Origin of the sequence: Paenibacillus xylanexedens, from assembly GCF_017874615.1 — a bacterium.
Taxonomy (GTDB): Bacteria; Bacillota; Bacilli; order Paenibacillales; family Paenibacillaceae; genus Paenibacillus; species Paenibacillus xylanexedens.
On record NZ_JAGIKV010000007.1, the window covers coordinates 72,414 to 90,659 of the forward strand.

The following is an 18,246-nucleotide window of genomic DNA, read 5'->3' on the forward strand; positions in this document are numbered from 1 at the left end:
GGATACAAGAGGCGGAACCTGGGGAAAGAAGGGATTCATAATGGTCTACGTAGCAAGCGATACTCGCTATGAAACGATGAAATATAACCGCGTTGGACGTTCAGGTTTGAAACTGCCAGCGATTTCACTGGGGCTGTGGCATAATTTTGGCGGTATCAATAACGCTGAGAATGGCCGTAATATGATTACCCGATCATTTGATCTGGGCATTACACATTTTGATCTTGCCAACAACTATGGCCCACCGGCAGGTTCGGCAGAGCAGTTATTTGGACAGGTACTGGCCCAGGATCTGAAACCTTATCGGGATGAACTGGTGATCTCCACCAAAGCGGGGTATTATATGTGGCCCGGGCCGTATGGAGAGTGGGGTTCACGCAAAAATCTGGTATCCAGTCTGAATCAGAGCTTGAAGCGTATGGGCCTGGATTATGTGGATATTTTCTATTCACATCGTTATGATCCCGAAACACCTTTGGAAGAAACGATGATGGCACTGGATCATATTGTTCGCTCGGGCAAAGCCCTTTATGTAGGGATCTCCAACTATCCCGCAGAGCAGACGAGACAGGCTGCCGAAATTCTGAAAGGTCTGGGTACGCCATTGTTAATCCATCAACCGAAATACTCGCTGCTGGACCGCTGGATTGAAGATGGTTTGCAGGACGTGCTGGATGAGTATGGAACAGGCAGTATTGCATTCTGTCCATTGGCACAAGGTGTGCTCACGAACAAATACTTGAATGGTATCCCGGAAGACTCACGTGCCAAAGGGCCGTCGGTTTTCCTGAATGAAAACAACATCTCTCCAGAGACGCTCCGCAAAGTGCGTGCGCTGAACCAGATTGCAGCAGCCCGTGGTCAGAGTTTGGCCCAATTTTCACTCTCATGGGTGCTGCGTAATGGCAGGGTAACTTCTGCGCTGATTGGCGCAAGTCGTCCTTCCCAGATTGAAGAGAATGTAGCTGCACTCAGCCAATTGGATTTCTCTACAGAGGAATTGGAACGGATTGAATCCATCCTGTCTCCGGAGCCTGATGACAAATAAATAAAGTGCAAAAGGTGCATCTTAGCCATAATGGCGGAATGCACCTTTTTTTGTCGTACGTGTTCCGTCCGTTGTGTTGCTCACCGTTTGATTTGTTGAGTATTCTTCTGTAAACCCTGATGTAGTGGACGGGACAGTATTTTCTCTCGATACAAGCTGGGCGCTTCACCGTGAAATCGTTTGAACTGTTTGGAGAAATATAGCGCGTCTGGCAGTCCAACCGATGCAGATACCTGTTCGATGGACAAATCCGGGCGTTCTCTCAGGAGTTGGCGCGACTTGTCGATCCGTAATTTTAGCAGATAGGTAACTGGGGAAAGACCGGTTTCCTGTTTGAAAATACGGGATAGATACGCACGGTTGTAACCAAGACTCGCAGACATTTGTTCAATGGAGACAGGATAGGCATACTGGGTAGACATATATTGAATCATTTGTTTCACCGTACGTCGGATGGAGGATTCACCTGGAATTAAGGTTTGGCCCTGCGAAAGGTGATTCTGTGCTTCGGCTAGAATCATATATAACGTACCCAGTGATGTGAAATGGGAGCTTTCTTTGCGCTCCGCAAAAGCATCCTGCATCACGGATAGCCAATCGGATATTCCACAGGATGGTCCAGCATGAAAAACGGACTTCTCCGGGCGGAACCCGGCTTCCTCGGTATGTTGGCCAGCCTGGCTGCCTGTGAAGGCAATCCAGCGATATTGCCATGGGTTGCGGGCGTGAGACTGGTAACTTACCAGTTGCCCGGGATGAATAAGGAAACAATCACCTGCGGATAACTCGTAGGTGTGCAGTTCGGTACGGAACGTACCCGCCCCTTTTTCTACATAATGCAGCAGATAATAATCAAACAATTTAGGACCGAGGGCGTGACCCGGTAGGGTCTGGCTTGCTCCGGCAAACAGGACATGCAGTGCGCCTTGTTCATAATAGACCGGATTGGAGGCAACCGAATAACTGAGTGCTCCACTTTTACCGGAAGGTGATTCCTGTATTTTTTCGTTATAAGATGCAAGGGATTCTTTCTTGGGGTTGGATTGATCTGACATGGTCGTTTCCTTCTTTCCGGGATGCTCCGATCATTATACGTCTTAAGGTCACATTTATCCATATGAAACACACATGGTTGCATTACAAGAGGCACCGCTTTCTTATATAATAACATTAAGAAAACCACAACAACGAGGCGAGGTGCACCAGCAGTGAACGTAACTGAATTGAAACAAAAGTTTATTGAGAAGTACGGAGAGAGTGGAGCGGACATCCGTGTATTTCATGCCCCTGGGCGTGTGAATCTGATCGGTGAGCACATTGACTATAACGGTGGATACGTGCTTCCGGCAGCACTTGAATTCGGAACAACTTTGATCATTCGTGAGCGTCAGGACAACAAGTTGCAACTAGCTTCCACGAACATGTCTTATGAAGGGGTTCTAGACACTTCCTCCATCGGTAAGGAAAAAACCGGAGAATGGACCGACTATCCTGTTGGTGTCATGGTTGAATTGCAAGGCAAAGGTGTGAATGTAACAAAAGGCTACGACTTCCTGTACCACGGGGAGATTCCGAACGGGGCAGGACTTTCATCATCTGCATCTCTGGAGGTACTCACCGGATTCGCGATTCAGTCTCTGGAGGGTGTATCGGATATTGATACGGTTCAACTGGCGCTTCTGTCCCAGAAAGCGGAAAATGAGTTCGTAGGCGTCAACTGTGGAATCATGGATCAGTTCGCTGTCGCAAACGGTGCGCAGGATCACGCGATCCTGCTGATGTGTGACACACTGGAGTACGAAAAGGTTCCTTTCCGTACAGGCTCCTACAAATTGGTCATCGGTAACACAAACAAACGCCGGGGTCTGGTGGATTCGGCTTACAATGAACGTCGCTCCCAATGCGAGCAGGCACTTGCCATCTTGAAGGAACAGCTGCCTGCACTGAATTACCTGGCTCAATTGACGCCAGAGCAGTTCGTAACACTACAGGATCAGATCAAGGATGAGAAAGTAAGACAGCGTGCACAGCATGTCGTGGAAGAGAACGCTCGTGTGCTCGCATCGGTGGAGGCATTGCGGATCAATGATCTGGAATCCTTCGGCAAGCTGATGAACGCTTCTCATGAATCGCTTCGCGACTTGTACGAAGTAAGCTGTGATGAGCTGGACGTTATGGTTGAGGAAGCTCAGCGGATTCCAGGCACGCTTGGTGCCCGGATGACTGGCGCAGGATTTGGCGGTTGTACCGTATCACTTGTGCATGAAGATGATGTCGAGCGTTTTGTAAGTGAAGTGGGCGCTGCATATGAAGCGCGTACCCGTCTCAAAGGTGATTTTTATGTGTGCGGTGTAGGTGACGGTGTTAAAGAATTGAAGGAGGCGAAGTAAAATGGCAATTTTGGTGACAGGTGGAGCAGGGTATATTGGATCTCATACGGTAGCAGCATTGTTGGAACGTGGAGAAGAGGTTGTTGTACTGGATAACTTGCAGACAGGGCATCGTGAAGCGTTGCTCGGCGGTAAGTTGTATGAAGGGGATCTGCGTGACAAAGAAATTCTGGCGAAGCTGTTCGCTGAGAATTCAATCGATGCAGTCATTCACTTTGCGGCTAACTCACTCGTAGGCGAGAGTATGAAAGACCCAGTTAAATATTATGACAACAACGTGTTTGGAACACTCTGTCTGTTGGAAGCGATGAATGCAGCGGACGTACGCCGCATCGTCTTCTCTTCTACAGCAGCTACTTACGGTGAGCCTGAGAAAGTGCCAATCGAAGAAAGCGATCGTACAGAGCCAACCAACGTATATGGTGAAACGAAGCTGATGATGGAGCGCATGATGTCATGGTTCGATAAAGTTCAGGATATCAAATACGTTTCCCTGCGTTACTTCAATGCAGCCGGTGCTCATGATAGCGGTAAAATTGGTGAAGATCACCAACCAGAGAGTCACCTGATACCACTGGTGCTGCAAACGGCTTTGAAACAACGTCCGCACATCGCCGTGTTTGGTGATGACTATGCAACAGAAGATGGCACATGTATCCGCGACTATATCCACGTGAGCGACTTGGCTGATGCACATCTGCGTGCAGTAGATTATCTTCGCAAAGGTGAGAACAGTAATGTGTTCAACCTGGGTAACGGTACAGGATTCTCGGTAAAACAAGTGATCGAAACAGCTAAAAAAGTGACTGGCCTCGATATTCCGGTTGTACAGGAACCACGTCGTGCAGGTGATCCGGCTGTGCTGGTAGCTTCATCTGCAAAAGCAAGATCTGTCCTGGGCTGGAATCCAAAATGGACCAATCTGGAAGATGTTATTCAAAGCGCTTGGAGCTGGCACCAATCACGTCCTGACGGCTACGGAAAAAACTAGGAGGCGAACACCTTATGTCACAGACTCATATTGCAGCAGGTGCCACAGAGCGGACACCGGAGCAGCAGGAAGCACTGCATGCCATTGAACGTCTGGTTGCATTTGCCTTGCAGAAACAATTAATCGAGGAAGCGGATTGGGATTATAGCCGCAACCTTCTGCTGGAACAATTCGGATTCTCAGAGCCTTATGCCGGTGAGTTGGACACAACTGTGCCCGATGGCCCACAGGCGATGCTGGATACGTTGATCGATTATGGATTCACAATTGGACTCATTCCTGAAAATAGCGATACATTCCGTGATTTGCTGGATGCCAAAATCATGGGTCATTTGATGGCACGCCCATCTGAAGTGGTACGCGCATTCCGCCACACGGAGCAGACGGAAGGCATTGAGGCGGCCACATCTCAATTCTATGACTTGTCGATTAACTCCAACTACATCCGGATGGATCGGATCTCGAAGAACGTCTACTGGACACAGGACACGGCCTATGGAGACATGGAGATTACTATCAACCTGTCAAAACCGGAGAAAAGTCCAAAAGAGATTGCCATGGCGAAATTGCTTCCGCCTCCGGTATATCCTAAATGCCAGCTGTGTCGTGAAAATGTAGGTTACGCTGGTCGGGTGAATCACCCGGCTCGTCAGAATCTGAGAGTCATTCCGCTGGAACTTAACAGCGAACCTTGGTTGTTCCAATACTCGCCGTATGTGTACTACAACGAGCACTGCATCATTTTCCATCATGATCATGTGCCGATGAAGCTGACCAAAGATACACTGCGCAGACTACTTGCGTTTGTCGGGGAGTACCCGCATTACTTTATCGGATCTAACGCGGATCTGCCGATTGTAGGTGGGTCGATTCTGACACATGACCATTTCCAGGGTGGACGTCATACATTCGCGATTCAAAATGCACAGCCAGAGGCGGTCTTCCGCCATGCGGATGCACCTGGACTTACATTGAGTCTCGTTAAATGGCCAATGTCCGTAATGCGTCTGGCTTCACACGATCCTGCAGAGTTGCTTGAAGCGGGTAACGCCGTATATGAAGCGTGGAAGGTCTACAGTGATTCAACTGTGGATATCGAAGCGTTCAGTGAAGTAGACGGGGAGCAAGTACCACACAATACGGTAACACCAATCGTTCGTCGTAGTGCAGACGGTGGTTATGAGATGGATCTTGTATTGCGTAACAACCGTACGAATGATGTGCATCCAGAAGGCATTTTCCATCCGCACCGTGAAATGCACCATCTGAAGAAAGAAAACATTGGTCTGATCGAAGTGATGGGGCTTGCCATCCTGCCAGGTCGTTTGAAAGAAGAGCTGGACAGTATCGCGGATATCCTCGCTGGAGATGCCAAACTTGCTGAATCTGCCAAAGCTTCTGATCATGTGTTGAACAAACATCTGGGCTGGGCGGAAGAATTGATTGAACGGTTTGGTCCTAAACTGGACAAAGAACAAGCCGTTGCCATTGTACAACAGGAAGTTGGCTTGAAATTTGCCGAGATTCTGGAGCATGCAGGTGTCTACAAATATGATGAAGCAGGACGCCAGGCTTTCCGTCGTTTTGTAAGCAGCATGGGATACACTGAATAGTAATCAACAACCAAGAGCACTCGCCCAACCAGGAGCGGGTGCTCTTGGTTGTTTGTGCGCATTGGAATGAGCTTCCGGGCCAGTTATAATGGAGTGAAGTCCTAGAGTACCATGATGAATTGAGGAAATGGGGTTAATGATTTGGAAAAGCAGGCGCTGAATATTCCGTTGATTACAGATGCTGAGGAATTGCAAGACATGGTGGGTGAACCACATGAACATGTGCGTAACAAGGCAATTTCATTTGTGGATTCACATGTTCAGAACTTTATATCCATGTCACCATTATTTTTCCTCTCCACCTCCGATCGTGATGGAAAAAGTGATGTGTCACCTCGGGGTGATGGAGCGGGATTTGTGAAAGTCTATGATACATATCGTCTCGTTTATCCCGAACGCCCAGGCAATCGGCGGATAGACTCGTTGTTGAACATGTTGTCGAACCCTGGTATTGGTATGCTCTTTTTGATTCCGGGTATGAATGAAGTGCTGCGTATTAATGGCACAGCATCCATTACCAAGGATGAGGAATTCATCGCCAGTATGGGCTGGAGTGGTAAAACCATAGGTGCGGCTGTCATAGTCGATGTGGAAGAATGCTTTATCCATTGTCCGCGGGCATTTAAACAGGCTGGATTATGGGCTTCAGAAACATGGGTGGATTCTGAGAATTTGCCTTCATCGAGCGAGATGTTTCGAGCTCATTTGGAGATTAACGGGTTGTTATAAAGTGAGTGACTATCGATTTGTTTTTCTATAAACAGGGTACTATAATTGGAGTTGCACAAAAATACTAAACTCCATTGGAGGCGACAATAGATATGAGATCTTTCCAATTCTATAATCCAACCCGGCTGATTTTCGGCAAAGGACAACTGGAAGCATTAAAGACAGAAGTGCCGAAATACGGTAAACGGGTTCTGCTTGTATATGGTGGCGGCAGTATCAAACGCAGTGGTCTGTACGATCAAGTGATCGGTTTGCTTAAGGAAGCTGGAGCAGAAGTGACTGAACTGGCAGGTGTGGAACCTAACCCACGTCTTTCTACGGTGCATAAAGGGGTAGACCTCTGTAAAACAAATAACATCGACCTGATCCTCGCTGTAGGTGGCGGCAGTGTACTGGACTGCTCCAAAGCTATTGCTGTAGGTGCCAAATATGATGGCGATATGTGGGATTTTGCTCAGCGCAAAGCCGTTGCACAGGACGCTCTTCCACTCGGTACCGTATTGACCATGGCGGCAACTGGTTCGGAGATGAACTCCGGTTCGGTTATTACGAATCAGGATACACAAGAAAAATTGGGCTGGGGTAGCGCATACTCATTCCCTGCATTCTCTATCCTGGATCCAGTGAATACATACACTGTTCCGCTGGACCAAACGGTATACGGCATGGTGGATATGATGTCCCACGTATTGGAGCATTACTTCCATCTGGATGCCAATACACCGGTTCAACTCGGCTTCTGTGAGACGATTCTGCGTACTGTCATGGAAGCAGCGCCACGTCTGGTTGAAGACCTGGAGAACTATGAACTGCGCGAAACAATTCTGTATTGCGGAACAATGGCACTGAATGGCGTGCTAAATATGGGTCTCGCAGGAGATTGGGCAACACATAATATTGAACATGCGGTTTCCGCAGTGTATGATATCCCACACGGCGGTGGACTTGCAATCTTGTTCCCACACTGGATGAAACATAACCTGGATGTGAATGTGGATCGATTCAAACGTCTGGCAATTAATGTATTTGAAGTGAATCCAGAAGGCAAGTCTGACAGACAGATTGCCGAAGAAGGTATCGATGCGCTCAGCAAATTCTGGACATCCATTGGTGCACCTAACCGTTTGGCTGATTACGATATCGATGATAGCCAGATCGACGTAATGGCAGACAAAGCGATGCTGTTTGGCCCATTCGGTAATTTCAAGAAACTGCAACGGGAAGATGTTGTATCCATCTACAAGGCTTCTCTGTAATTCTATAATCACTGCAAAGTGAAAGGACACATCTGTTGTCCAATAACCGCAAGTCTCCTTACATGGGGGCTTGCGGTTTTTTCATGTATTCGGGCTGTACACGTGAATGATGGAGGAACATGAAGCAAGAAGAACAGAAAGTCGTGATAATACCCATTATCGGGTTCAGAATACATTTGAGGAAAGATTTTGAAACATTTTGATGTTAGCTACGTATTTATTTACATGTGGAATGCCCAGTTAGGATGAATTTGCGGCAGAGAGAGGAGGAACAGGGGATGGAGACAATTTATTGGGGGTGTCTGATCGGAGGAGCCATATTTGCGGTTGTCAGCCTTGTGCTGGGTGACTTGATTGACGGCTTGCTGGACGGAGCCTTCGAAATGCCAGGTCTTGATTTTTTCAAACCTGTTGTGTTAGCTGGCTCCATTACAACCTTCGGTGGGGCAGGCATTATGTTAACACGTTATAGTTCATTAAGTGCGATGTCGGGTCTAATATTATCCCTGCTTATAGGTATTGCTGCAGCTATGCTGGTATTCTTCGCATATATCAAACCGATGCGTAACAGCGATGTCTCGATTGCATTTTCGATGAAAGAGTTATCTGGGAAAATTGGGGAAATTACCATTCCGGTGCCGGAAAAAGGTTTTGGCGAAGTAATGATTCGTTTTGCATCCGGTAGTACGATTCAAACGGCATCCAGTTTTGAACACCTCCCCATTGCGGCGGGAGCCCGTGTTGTCGTAGTGGATGTTGTAGATGGTGTACTGCGTGTGTCGGAATGGGATGAAAATGTACTTAAAGATTTATAAAGTATTCTTATCACCTAAGTAGTCTAAGCACTCATTATGAATGAATAAGGGGAGAGATGTGGAATGGAAAATTTAGATTGGGATGTTTTGTTGATTCCCATAGTTGTAGTCGGAGTCATTCTAATTTTAGGTTTGGCTTTCTGGGCGAGATACAAAACGGTTGGACCGGATGAGGCAATGATCGTTACGGGATCATTTCTGGGTAGCAAAAATATCTCCGATGATGATTCTGGGCGGAAAATTAAAATTGTTCGTGGTGGCGGTGCATTTATCCTGCCGATATTCCAGCAATCCGAGTTTATCTCCTTATTGTCCCACAAGCTGGATGTCTCCACACCCGAAGTGTACACGGAGCAAGGGGTTCCGGTTATTGCTGACGGTGTAGCTATTATCAAGGTTGGAGGCGCTGTAGAAGACGTTGCTACGGCAGCTGAGCAATTCATCGGTAAACCTGTAGAAGCGCTGAGAAGCGAAGCACAGGAGGTACTGGAGGGGCATTTGCGGGCCATCCTCGGTACAATGACGGTGGAAGAAGTATATCGGAACCGGGATCGGTTTGCGCAAGAGGTTCAAGGTGTAGCAGCTAGAGATCTGAAGAAAATGGGCCTGCAAATTGTTTCATTTACCATCAAGGATGTTCGTGACAAACAGGGCTACCTGGATGCGCTCGGTAAACCGAGAATTGCTGCTGTGAAGCGGGATGCCGAGATTGCTGAAGCGGAAGCGATGCGTGATGCGCGTATTCAGAAAGCCAATGCGGAAGAACAGGGTCAAAAAGCGGAGTTGCTGCGTGATACCAATATCGCCGAGGCAGCCAAAGAGAAGGAACTGAAAGTAGCCACGTTTAAGCGGGATCAGGATACAGCCAAAGCGGAAGCCGATCAGGCGTACCATATCCATGAAGCGCGTGCGAGACAGATCGTGGTGGAAGAAGAAATGAAGGTTGAACTCGTTCGTAAAGAACGTGAGATCGATCTCCAGGAAAAAGAAATCGTCGTACGTGAGAAGCAATACGATGCCGAAGTGAAGAAAAAGGCAGAAGCGGATCGTTATGCGGTAGAGCAGGCGGCAGAAGCGGATAAAGCCAAAAGAATGCGTGAAGCCGATGCGGTACAGTACTCCATCGAAACACATGCCAAAGCAACAGCTGAACAGAAGCGACTTGAAGGTCAGGCCATGGCGGATGCGGAACTTGCCAAAGGTACAGCAGATGCAGAAGTTATTCGTTTGCGTGGTCTTGCAGAAGCAGAAGCAAAAGAAAAACTGGCCGAAGCGTTCCAGAAGTTTGGCGAAGCAGCTGTACTCGATATCATTGTCAAAATGTTGCCTGAACTGGCTGGCAAAATTGCAGAGCCAATTGCATCCATTGATAAACTGACGGTGGTAGATACAGGTAAAGGAGAAGGTGCCACGCGAGTGAGTAACTATGTTACCGAACTTATGGCGACCGCTCCAGAGATGCTCAAAAGTGTATCCGGCATCGATGTAGAGCAGCTGATTAAAGGCCTTACGAAGTCTAAAACACCTGCGCCAGTTGCCATTCAACAGAGCGAGGCTGTTACAACTCCTTCTATAATCGACAAGATTGTGGAAAGAGCTGGAGTTGACGAGTAAGAAGCACTTCGAATCTTGCATGGTTGCTCTATTGACCTTAAGACGAATTTTTGTTACTTTTTAAGCGAGACGTCCGGCGCGGTTTGCCCGCTCCGGGTGTCTTTTCGTTCGTAACAGGGTGTGACTTAATCACACCTAAGATGGTGTGAAAAAGAGGTGCAAACAATGAGCAGCTTGCATGTAGATAAAGCGCTAAATAATAATGTAATCATTGCACAGCATCCAGAACACGGGGAAGTCGTTGTTATTGGTAAAGGTATTGGCTTTAACCGAAAACCGAGTGATCACATTCCATTGATGGCTGTGGAGAAAATGTTCATTTTGAAAAACCAGCAGGAGCAAGAGCAGTACAAACAGCTTCTTCCACAGGTGGATGAAGCACTGATCGAGATTATTAACGAAGTTATTACGTATATTGCAGAGCGTACGGACGTTCCTCTGAATGAACATATCCATATTGCATTAACCGATCATATTTCTTTCGCGTTAAAACGCAAGGAGCAGGGCATTATCATACAAAATCCATTTTTATATGAAACCCGCGAGATTTATCCTGAAGAATATCGAATGGGAGAATACGCTGTTCGTATGATCAAAGAGAAAATGGGTGTAGATCTGGGGATGGATGAGATTGGTTTTGTTGCCCTCCATATCTATAGCGCAATGACCAATCAAAATATATCCCAGGTACGTGAACATTCACAATTGATCACTGATTTGGTGAACCTGGTGTCTGATCAACTCGATTATTCGTTTGAAACGGAATCGCTGGATTACTCTCGTTTGCTGACGCATCTTCGTTTTGCCCTTGAGCGTGTTCGCCGTGGAGACAAAGTGGAAGAGCTTCATAAGTTGGATTCCCTACTTAAGTTAGAGTATCCCGAAATGTACTCGCTTGCATGGAAACTGACCAAAGTAATGGAGAAAAGACTGAAACTGCCGGTTTATCCTGCAGAGGTAGGTTATCTGACCATTCATCTGCAAAGGCTGAATCAGCGGAAGGAAGAAGAGAATAAGTGAGATCATGCCAGTGATGGAATGTGGAATTTATTTTTTTGGTGTAAAGGCTTGCAATAGATTAGAACTGGTGCTACAATGGTTTCCGTAATCAAGCAACTGAATAAACATAAGCGACGTGTTACTGACTCGATCAGGCATGAGTTAATTAAAGTGTGATTGTTCTTTCCTTGTACAGGGTATGCTATACCCCAAGGTTGGCACAGTTTACTTTATTAATTCATGCCTTTTTTTGTGTTCCCTTGCTTGCATCACAACATATAAATTAGACGAAAGGGAGAAACGACGCGATGTTCAAAAAGCTTTTTGGTGTATTGCAAAGAGTAGGTAAAGCTCTCATGTTGCCTGTAGCCATTCTACCTGCGGCAGGTTTGCTACTTGGAATCGGTAACATGTTGGTTAATCCAGATTTCTTGCAATATGTAACGGCGCTCGACACCCCTTGGGTGAACTCGATCGCAACAATTATGATGAACGCAGGTCAGATCGTATTCGATAATCTGGCATTGCTGTTCGCCGTCGGTGTAGCCGTCGGATTGGCCGGTGGCGAAGGGGTTGCAGGTCTCGCAGCAATCATCGGTTATCTGGTCATGAACGTCACACTGGGTACCGCAGTAGGGGTTACTCCGGCAATGATCGGTGAAGTACCGGGTTATGCCAGCATCTTGGGTATCCCAACATTAAGTACAGGCGTGTTCGGAGGTATAATCATAGGTATTGCCGCCGCGCTGTGTTACAATCGATTTTTCAAAATCGAACTGCCGTCTTACCTCGGTTTCTTTGCAGGTAAACGATTTGTACCGATTATCACATCGGTAGTATCCCTTGTAATCGGGTTGCTTCTTGTGATTATCTGGCCTCCGATTCAAAATGGACTGAATTCCATATCTCACTTCATGGTAGATACAAGTCCGACCTTGTCGGCGTTCATCTTTGGAGTTGTGGAACGGTCATTGATTCCATTCGGCTTGCATCACATTTTCTACTCCCCATTCTGGTTTGAGTTTGGTGAGTATGTGAATAAAGCCGGAGATGTTATTCGTGGGGATCAGAAGATTTTCTTCAGCCAGTTACGTGATGGCGTTGCTCTCACAGCAGGAACATTCCAAGTTGGTAAATTCCCGTTCATGATGTTCGGTTTGCCAGCAGCGGCACTTGCGATGTACCATGAAGCAAGACCGGAACACAAAAAGTATGTTGCAGGGATCATGGGTTCAGCTGCGCTGACCTCGTTCCTGACAGGGATTACAGAGCCGCTTGAGTTCTCGTTCCTGTTCGTAGCACCAATCTTGTTTGCAGTACACTGTATCTTTGCAGGCTTGTCTTTCATGACCATGCAGATTCTTGGCGTCAAGATCGGTATGACCTTCTCCGGTGGGTTCATTGACTTCCTGATCTTCGGTATTATCCCGAACCGTACACCTTGGTGGGACGTTATTATTGTCGGATTGATTCTTGCGGTGATCTATTACTTCGGATTCAGATTTATCATTCGCAAATTCAATCTCAAAACACCAGGACGAGAGGATGCAACGCCTGAAACCGAATCTGGCGGAGGCTCTGGTTCAACGGATGACCTGCCACATAACATTCTCGAAGCTTTCGGTGGCAAGGAAAATATCAAACATTTGGACGCTTGTATTACTCGTTTGCGGATTGAAGTTAATGAGAAATCCAATGTGAAAAAAGATCGTTTGAAACAATTGGGTGCATCTGGTGTACTTGAAGTGGGTAATAATGTTCAAGCCATCTTCGGAACACGTTCCGACACGATCAAATCTCAAATGCAGGATATTATTGCAGGACGAACACCAGCACCAACGCCAGCAGCTGCCAAACCAACTCCTGAAGAGGAGAAGGCACAAGGTGAGCAAGGCGAGCGCATTGTTGCTGAGGATATCGTCATGCCAGTTAATGGTGAATTGCTGGACATTACAAACGTACCTGATCCAGTCTTTGCTGAAAAAATGACAGGTGATGGGTTCGCAATTTTGCCACATGATGGTACGATAACTTCTCCTGTGTATGGTAAAGTGTTTAATGTATTTCCAAGCAAACATGCGGTGGGCATCATGTCCGATGGTGGCAAGGAAGTGCTTGTTCATATAGGTGTTAATACGGTGAAGCTGAAAGGTCAAGGCTTTAACGTACTGGTACAGGAAGGTGATCTGGTATCGGCAGGTCAGCCGATTATGGAAGTGGATCTGGAGTATGTCAAAGCAAACGCTCCTTCGATCATTTCACCAGTTATTTTCACTAACCTGCCAGAGGGCTCCACAGTAACTCTGAAGAAGAGTGGAGTGCTGAAAGTTGGCGAACAGCCAATCATTGAGATAAAATAAGAAGTGTTACGACGATGGCAAGCAAGTGTAAATATATGCAATGCCTAAACCAAACTACTGAAAGTGAGATGATTGTAATGCAACAAACATTCAGAATTACAGACGAAGATGGTATCCACGCACGTCCGGCGACAGCCCTGGTTAATACAGCAAACAAATTCAAAGGTGCAGAATCCTTTGCAGAAGCTAACGGTAAAAAAGTAACTTTGAAATCCATTCTGGGTGTTCTTTCCCTCGGATTGGAACAAGGCGACACGATCAGCATCATCGTTGATGGCGAAGGCGAAGCTGAAGCTCTGCAAGCTTTGACTGACGTTATGGTTAACGAAGGGTTGGGCGAAATTAATGCTTAATGTCTCCGGGATCGCGGCTTCGGCGGGTATTGCTATCGCCAAGGCGTTTATCTTGGAGCATCCTGACTACTCTGTAGAAAAACGCCAAATTAACGACGTTGACGCAGAGATCGCGAAACTCGACTCAGCTCTGGGTAAATCCCAGGCTGAGCTTGAGGCGATCAAAGAGCGTACTTTACAAGAGCTTGGCGAGAAAAAAGCTGAAATTTTTGCTTCGCATTTGCTCATTTTGAATGACCCGGAACTGATTGATCCGGTTAAAGCTAGAATTACGGATGACATGATCAATGCAGAATTTGCTTTGAACGAAACGGCATCGCAATTTATCTCTATGTTTGAGAACATGAAGAGTGCATACCTGCAGGAACGTGCTGCAGATATGCGTGACGTTACCAAACGTGTGCTAAATCACTTGCTTGGTATCGACTTCATGAGTCCAGCTGAGATCAATGAAGAAGTGATCGTGCTTGCGGAGGATTTAACACCTTCCGACACGGCTCAATTGAATCGCCAATTTGTTAAAGGTTTTGCAACTAACATTGGTGGACGTACTTCTCACTCGGCAATTATGGCTCGCTCTCTTGAAATTCCGGCTGTTGTTGGAACCAAGGACATCTTGGCTCAAGCGAAACAAGGCGATATGATTATTGTTGACGGTCTAGATGGTCACGTACTGGTTAACCCTACTGATGAAGTTATTGCTGAATACCGTGCCAAACAGGAACAGTATGATGCACAACGTGCAGAGTGGAGAAAACTTCGTGATGAGCCAACGGTAACGGTGGACAACGTTCATGTTGAACTTGCAGCCAACATCGGTACACCAAATGATGTAACGGGTGTTCTGGAAAACGGCGGCGAGGCTGTAGGCCTGTATCGTACCGAGTTCCTTTACATGGGCAGAGACAAGCTTCCTTCCGAAGACATTCAGTATAATGCTTACAAAGCGGTACTGGAAAAAATGGAAGGCAAACCTGTCGTTGTTCGTACACTGGACATCGGTGGAGACAAAGAGCTTCCATACCTGGATCTGCCAAAAGAAATGAATCCATTCCTCGGCTTCCGCGCAGTTCGTCTGTGTCTGGACCGTCTGGATATCTTCCGTACACAATTGCGTGCATTGCTGCGTGCAAGCGTACATGGAAACCTGCGTGTCATGTTCCCAATGATCGCAACACTCGGTGAATTCCGTGAAGCAAAAGCTGTCTTGCTCGAAGAGAAAGAGAAGCTGGTTGCTGAAGGTGTTGCTGTTTCTGACAGCATTCAACTCGGAATCATGGTCGAAATTCCTTCGACTGCAGTTCTGGCGGATCAATTTGCCAAAGAAGTGGATTTCTTCAGTATCGGAACAAACGATCTGATTCAATACACAATGGCTGCTGACCGTATGAACGAACGAGTGGCTTATCTGTATCAACCTTACAACCCGGCCATTTTGCGTTTGGTTAAAATGGTTATCGATGCAGCGCATCGTGAAGGCAAATGGGTTGGCATGTGCGGTGAGATGGCAGGAGACGAAACAGCAATTCCATTGCTGCTCGGTCTTGGATTGGATGAGTTCAGCATGAGTGCAACATCCATTCTGCCAGCTCGTAGTCAGATCACCAAGCTGTCCCGTGCGGATATGCAGGAACTGGCTGCTAAAGCTCTGGATATGCAAACGGCTGAACAAGTCGTTGAATTGGTTCAAAGCATTCAAGCGTAATTTTGCCGGGGTTTCCTCCGGATTTGAGGTTTTTTTCTTTTTCCGATCATGAGCTGCATTGATGTAGCGATTTTGCCGGTATCCGCGATTCATTGTGGATATCGGCTTTTTTTGCTATAAACAGGACATTTTGAATCGGACTCTAGTATGTCTAGTATGTAATCGAACTGTCTTCAAACCTCGATCTGAGAACTGGAGGGCGCTTGAATGTGGCTAAAGCAAGCAAGCGTGCTGTATTCTGAATTGTCAGATGCGTTCTTCAGTACGAGAATGCGTACTTCATAAGCGAAAGTGCAGAGAACTAAGAGAGGAAAGCTAAGAGATTAGTACTGGGGGGTAAACTTTGAGCATTATACGTAGGTGCTCAGTGTTAAGGAATCTGAGACATCTTATTCCGGAATTTGAAGCACTCACAGAAATCTAAAGAACCTGAGGCACGCTATGTCGGAATAAACAGACATTTTTAGCATTTTTGTGAGGGAGTTTAGAGAAATAACGTGTCTGATGTTCCTAAGAATTGAAAAAGTGAACCTGGAGGCCAAATAAGACTTCCTGGATTCGTTAGAACATCTTCTGGCTTGGTACGATCCGTTTCAGGCATCCGAAAGTCTGGGCTTCCAGACCTCAGACCTGTACGCTGGCATACGTCGGAGCATCGCTTGCCTTACGTTTGAGACATGCTCTAGCATGAGGATGGTGAGCTGTAAGAGTGGCATCAGTAAACCGGGAAGGCAACAAGAAAAGCTCATGCTGATTGGAATATCAGCATGAGCTTTTTGTGTTAACAATGATTTGATTAACTGCAAGCACAATTCAGTACAGGTTTGCGTGCCGCGGTAGTCTCATCGAGTCGAGTAACCGGTGTGCCATAAGGTGCGTTGAGTACCAATTCAGGTCTCTCTTCCGCTTCTTTGGCAATCCGTATCATCGTATCAATGAATCCATCCAGCGTTTCTTTACTTTCGGTTTCTGTCGGCTCGATCATGATGCATTCCTCCACGTTGAGCGGGAAGTACACCGTAGGCGGGTGATATCCAAAATCAAGCAATCGCTTGGCAACATCAAGTGTGCGCACACCGTATTGCTTCAACCCTCGACCAGACATGACAAATTCATGTTTGCATACACCCGGATACGGAATCTCGTAGTGAGGTGCGAGACGGGCCATCATATAGTTGGCATTCAGTACCGCACATTCAGAGACACGGCGCAAGCCTTCCGGTCCATAGGTGCGAATGTAGGCATAGGCACGTACCAGAATACCGAAGTTGCCATAGTAGGCTTTCACCCGGCCAATGGATTGATCGCCCTCACGATCGAATGCATACATACCGTCATCATTTTTGATCACCATCGGCTTAGGCAGGAACGGAACTAAACGACTCTTCACGCCCACTGGTCCGGCGCCAGGTCCACCACCGCCATGAGGCGTACTCATTGTTTTGTGCAAGTTCAGATGCACCACGTCAAAGCCCATATCACCCGGACGGGTAATGCCCATAATGGCATTGGAGTTCGCGCCATCGTAGTACAGCAAGCCACCAGCCTGATGTACGATGGATGCAATCTCCTGAATGTCTTTCTCGAACAAACCAAGTGTATTCGGGTTTGTCAGCATCAATGCTGCTGTATCCGAACCAACGGCTGCACGGAGTGCGTCCAGATCGACCAGTCCGTCTGCACGGGATGGAATCGTCACAGTTTCAAATCCTGCAACGGTAGCACTTGCCGGGTTGGTACCATGAGAGGAATCGGGCACGATGACTTTGGTACGTTGTTCGCCACGACCTTCGTGGTAGGCACGAATCATCATAAGTCCAGTCCATTCTCCATGGGCACCAGCTGCTGGTTGCAGGGTCACAGCGTCCATACCTGTCAGACCTGCAAGGTCGTTTTGCAACGTATATAACAGTTCAAGTGCACCTTGAATGCTGGATTCATGCTGGTACGGATGGATTTTGGCGAAGCCGTTGTAACGGGCCACGTCCTCATTAATCTTTGGATTGTATTTCATCGTACAAGAGCCCAGTGGATAGAATCCGTTATCTACACCGAAATTGCGACGGGATAGCGCAGTATAGTGTCGAATAACATCTACCTCGAACACTTCCGGCAGTGCCGCTGCTTCCGAACGGAGCATTTCCCGGGGAATCAACGTATCGGCAGCCTGACGAGGAACGTCACATTCTGGCAAGGAATAAGCGACACGTCCAGGACTACTGAGTTCAAAAATCAATGTTTGTTCCGGAGCAGGAGATAAGGTCTGTGCACTAAATGTTGTATCCGTCTCAGGTTGAGCCGAAGTGGAGACAGAGGTACCTGTTTCCGATTGTCCATGTATCGATGTTGTCGTTGTCGTCGTCGTTTCCTGAG

General features: G+C 47.1%; 14 protein-coding genes. 12 read left to right on the top strand and 2 right to left on the bottom strand.

The features are described 5' to 3' along the window. Positions 1 to 40: 40 nt before the first annotated feature. Positions 41 to 1,048, top strand: a complete 1,008-nt coding sequence (gene mgrA / locus J2Z28_RS11120; RefSeq protein ID WP_036616991.1) for an L-glyceraldehyde 3-phosphate reductase — start codon at positions 41 to 43, stop codon at positions 1,046 to 1,048. Between the two features lie 80 nt (positions 1,049 to 1,128). Here mgrA and J2Z28_RS11125 read toward each other — a convergent pair whose 3' ends face one another. Next, positions 1,129 to 2,103, bottom strand: a complete 975-nt coding sequence (locus tag J2Z28_RS11125) for an AraC family transcriptional regulator (RefSeq protein ID WP_244988231.1) — start codon at positions 2,101 to 2,103, stop codon at positions 1,129 to 1,131. A gap of 153 nt (positions 2,104 to 2,256) precedes the next feature. Between J2Z28_RS11125 and J2Z28_RS11130 the strand changes: the two genes are divergently transcribed. The 11 genes from J2Z28_RS11130 (at position 2,257) to ptsP (ending at position 15,873) form a co-directional block, all read left to right on the top strand. Next, on the top strand, positions 2,257 to 3,438 hold the full coding sequence (locus J2Z28_RS11130) for a galactokinase (protein WP_211082531.1): 1,182 nt from the start codon (positions 2,257 to 2,259) through the stop codon (positions 3,436 to 3,438). A gap of 1 nt (position 3,439) precedes the next feature. After that, complete coding sequence (galE, locus tag J2Z28_RS11135) at positions 3,440 to 4,429, top strand: UDP-glucose 4-epimerase GalE (RefSeq protein ID WP_211082532.1); 990 nt, start codon at positions 3,440 to 3,442, stop codon at positions 4,427 to 4,429. A gap of 14 nt (positions 4,430 to 4,443) precedes the next feature. Then, the gene (locus tag J2Z28_RS11140; RefSeq protein ID WP_211082533.1) at positions 4,444 to 6,042 is read left to right on the top strand and encodes a UDP-glucose--hexose-1-phosphate uridylyltransferase; all 1,599 of its coding nucleotides are present in this window, start codon (positions 4,444 to 4,446) and stop codon (positions 6,040 to 6,042) included. Positions 6,043 to 6,183: 141 nt separating this feature from the next. After that, the gene (locus tag J2Z28_RS11145) at positions 6,184 to 6,771 is read left to right on the top strand and encodes an MSMEG_1061 family FMN-dependent PPOX-type flavoprotein (protein ID WP_244988232.1); all 588 of its coding nucleotides are present in this window, start codon (positions 6,184 to 6,186) and stop codon (positions 6,769 to 6,771) included. A 92-nt stretch (positions 6,772 to 6,863) separates the two neighbouring features. Beyond that, complete coding sequence (locus J2Z28_RS11150; RefSeq protein ID WP_047844049.1) at positions 6,864 to 8,027, top strand: iron-containing alcohol dehydrogenase; 1,164 nt, start codon at positions 6,864 to 6,866, stop codon at positions 8,025 to 8,027. Positions 8,028 to 8,305: 278 nt separating this feature from the next. Continuing rightward, positions 8,306 to 8,842, top strand: a complete 537-nt coding sequence (locus J2Z28_RS11155; protein ID WP_017686844.1) for an NfeD family membrane protein — start codon at positions 8,306 to 8,308, stop codon at positions 8,840 to 8,842. A 63-nt stretch (positions 8,843 to 8,905) separates the two neighbouring features. Further along, positions 8,906 to 10,456: a flotillin lipid rafts scaffold protein FloT gene (locus J2Z28_RS11160; protein ID WP_211082534.1), complete on the top strand. Its 1,551-nt coding sequence runs from the start codon at positions 8,906 to 8,908 to the stop codon at positions 10,454 to 10,456. Between the two features lie 165 nt (positions 10,457 to 10,621). Beyond that, positions 10,622 to 11,476, top strand: a complete 855-nt coding sequence (gene glcT / locus J2Z28_RS11165; protein WP_211082535.1) for a glucose PTS transporter transcription antiterminator GlcT — start codon at positions 10,622 to 10,624, stop codon at positions 11,474 to 11,476. A gap of 287 nt (positions 11,477 to 11,763) precedes the next feature. Beyond that, on the top strand, positions 11,764 to 13,815 hold the full coding sequence (gene ptsG / locus J2Z28_RS11170) for a glucose-specific PTS transporter subunit IIBC (RefSeq protein ID WP_211082536.1): 2,052 nt from the start codon (positions 11,764 to 11,766) through the stop codon (positions 13,813 to 13,815). A 77-nt stretch (positions 13,816 to 13,892) separates the two neighbouring features. Next, positions 13,893 to 14,168 (top strand): HPr family phosphocarrier protein, encoded by a 276-nt coding sequence (locus J2Z28_RS11175; protein ID WP_017686848.1) that lies wholly within the window; start codon positions 13,893 to 13,895, stop codon positions 14,166 to 14,168. Then, on the top strand, positions 14,161 to 15,873 hold the full coding sequence (ptsP, locus tag J2Z28_RS11180) for a phosphoenolpyruvate--protein phosphotransferase (protein ID WP_211082537.1): 1,713 nt from the start codon (positions 14,161 to 14,163) through the stop codon (positions 15,871 to 15,873). Before J2Z28_RS11175 ends, ptsP begins: the two co-directional genes overlap by 8 nt. A 796-nt stretch (positions 15,874 to 16,669) precedes the next feature. On the opposite strand, the gene gcvPB is transcribed toward ptsP, so the two are convergent. Next, positions 16,670 to 18,109, bottom strand: coding sequence for an aminomethyl-transferring glycine dehydrogenase subunit GcvPB (gcvPB, locus tag J2Z28_RS11185; RefSeq protein WP_211082679.1), 1,440 nt, complete (start codon positions 18,107 to 18,109; stop codon positions 16,670 to 16,672). Positions 18,110 to 18,246 lie beyond the last annotated feature (137 nt).

Excerpts from the sequence above, each read along its gene's own strand:
- mgrA (WP_036616991.1), top strand. The coding sequence starts at position 41 with ATGGTCTACGTAGCAAGCGATACTCGCTATGAAACGATGAAATATAAC.
- J2Z28_RS11125 (WP_244988231.1), bottom strand. The coding sequence starts at position 2,103 with ATGTCAGATCAATCCAACCCCAAGAAAGAATCCCTTGCATCTTATAAC.
- galE (WP_211082532.1), top strand. The coding sequence starts at position 3,440 with ATGGCAATTTTGGTGACAGGTGGAGCAGGGTATATTGGATCTCATACG.
- J2Z28_RS11140 (WP_211082533.1), top strand. The coding sequence starts at position 4,444 with ATGTCACAGACTCATATTGCAGCAGGTGCCACAGAGCGGACACCGGAG.
- J2Z28_RS11150 (WP_047844049.1), top strand. The coding sequence starts at position 6,864 with ATGAGATCTTTCCAATTCTATAATCCAACCCGGCTGATTTTCGGCAAA.
- J2Z28_RS11155 (WP_017686844.1), top strand. The coding sequence starts at position 8,306 with ATGGAGACAATTTATTGGGGGTGTCTGATCGGAGGAGCCATATTTGCG.
- J2Z28_RS11160 (WP_211082534.1), top strand. The coding sequence starts at position 8,906 with ATGGAAAATTTAGATTGGGATGTTTTGTTGATTCCCATAGTTGTAGTC.
- glcT (WP_211082535.1), top strand. The coding sequence starts at position 10,622 with ATGAGCAGCTTGCATGTAGATAAAGCGCTAAATAATAATGTAATCATT.
- ptsG (WP_211082536.1), top strand. The coding sequence starts at position 11,764 with ATGTTCAAAAAGCTTTTTGGTGTATTGCAAAGAGTAGGTAAAGCTCTC.
- J2Z28_RS11175 (WP_017686848.1), top strand. The coding sequence starts at position 13,893 with ATGCAACAAACATTCAGAATTACAGACGAAGATGGTATCCACGCACGT.
- ptsP (WP_211082537.1), top strand. The coding sequence starts at position 14,161 with ATGCTTAATGTCTCCGGGATCGCGGCTTCGGCGGGTATTGCTATCGCC.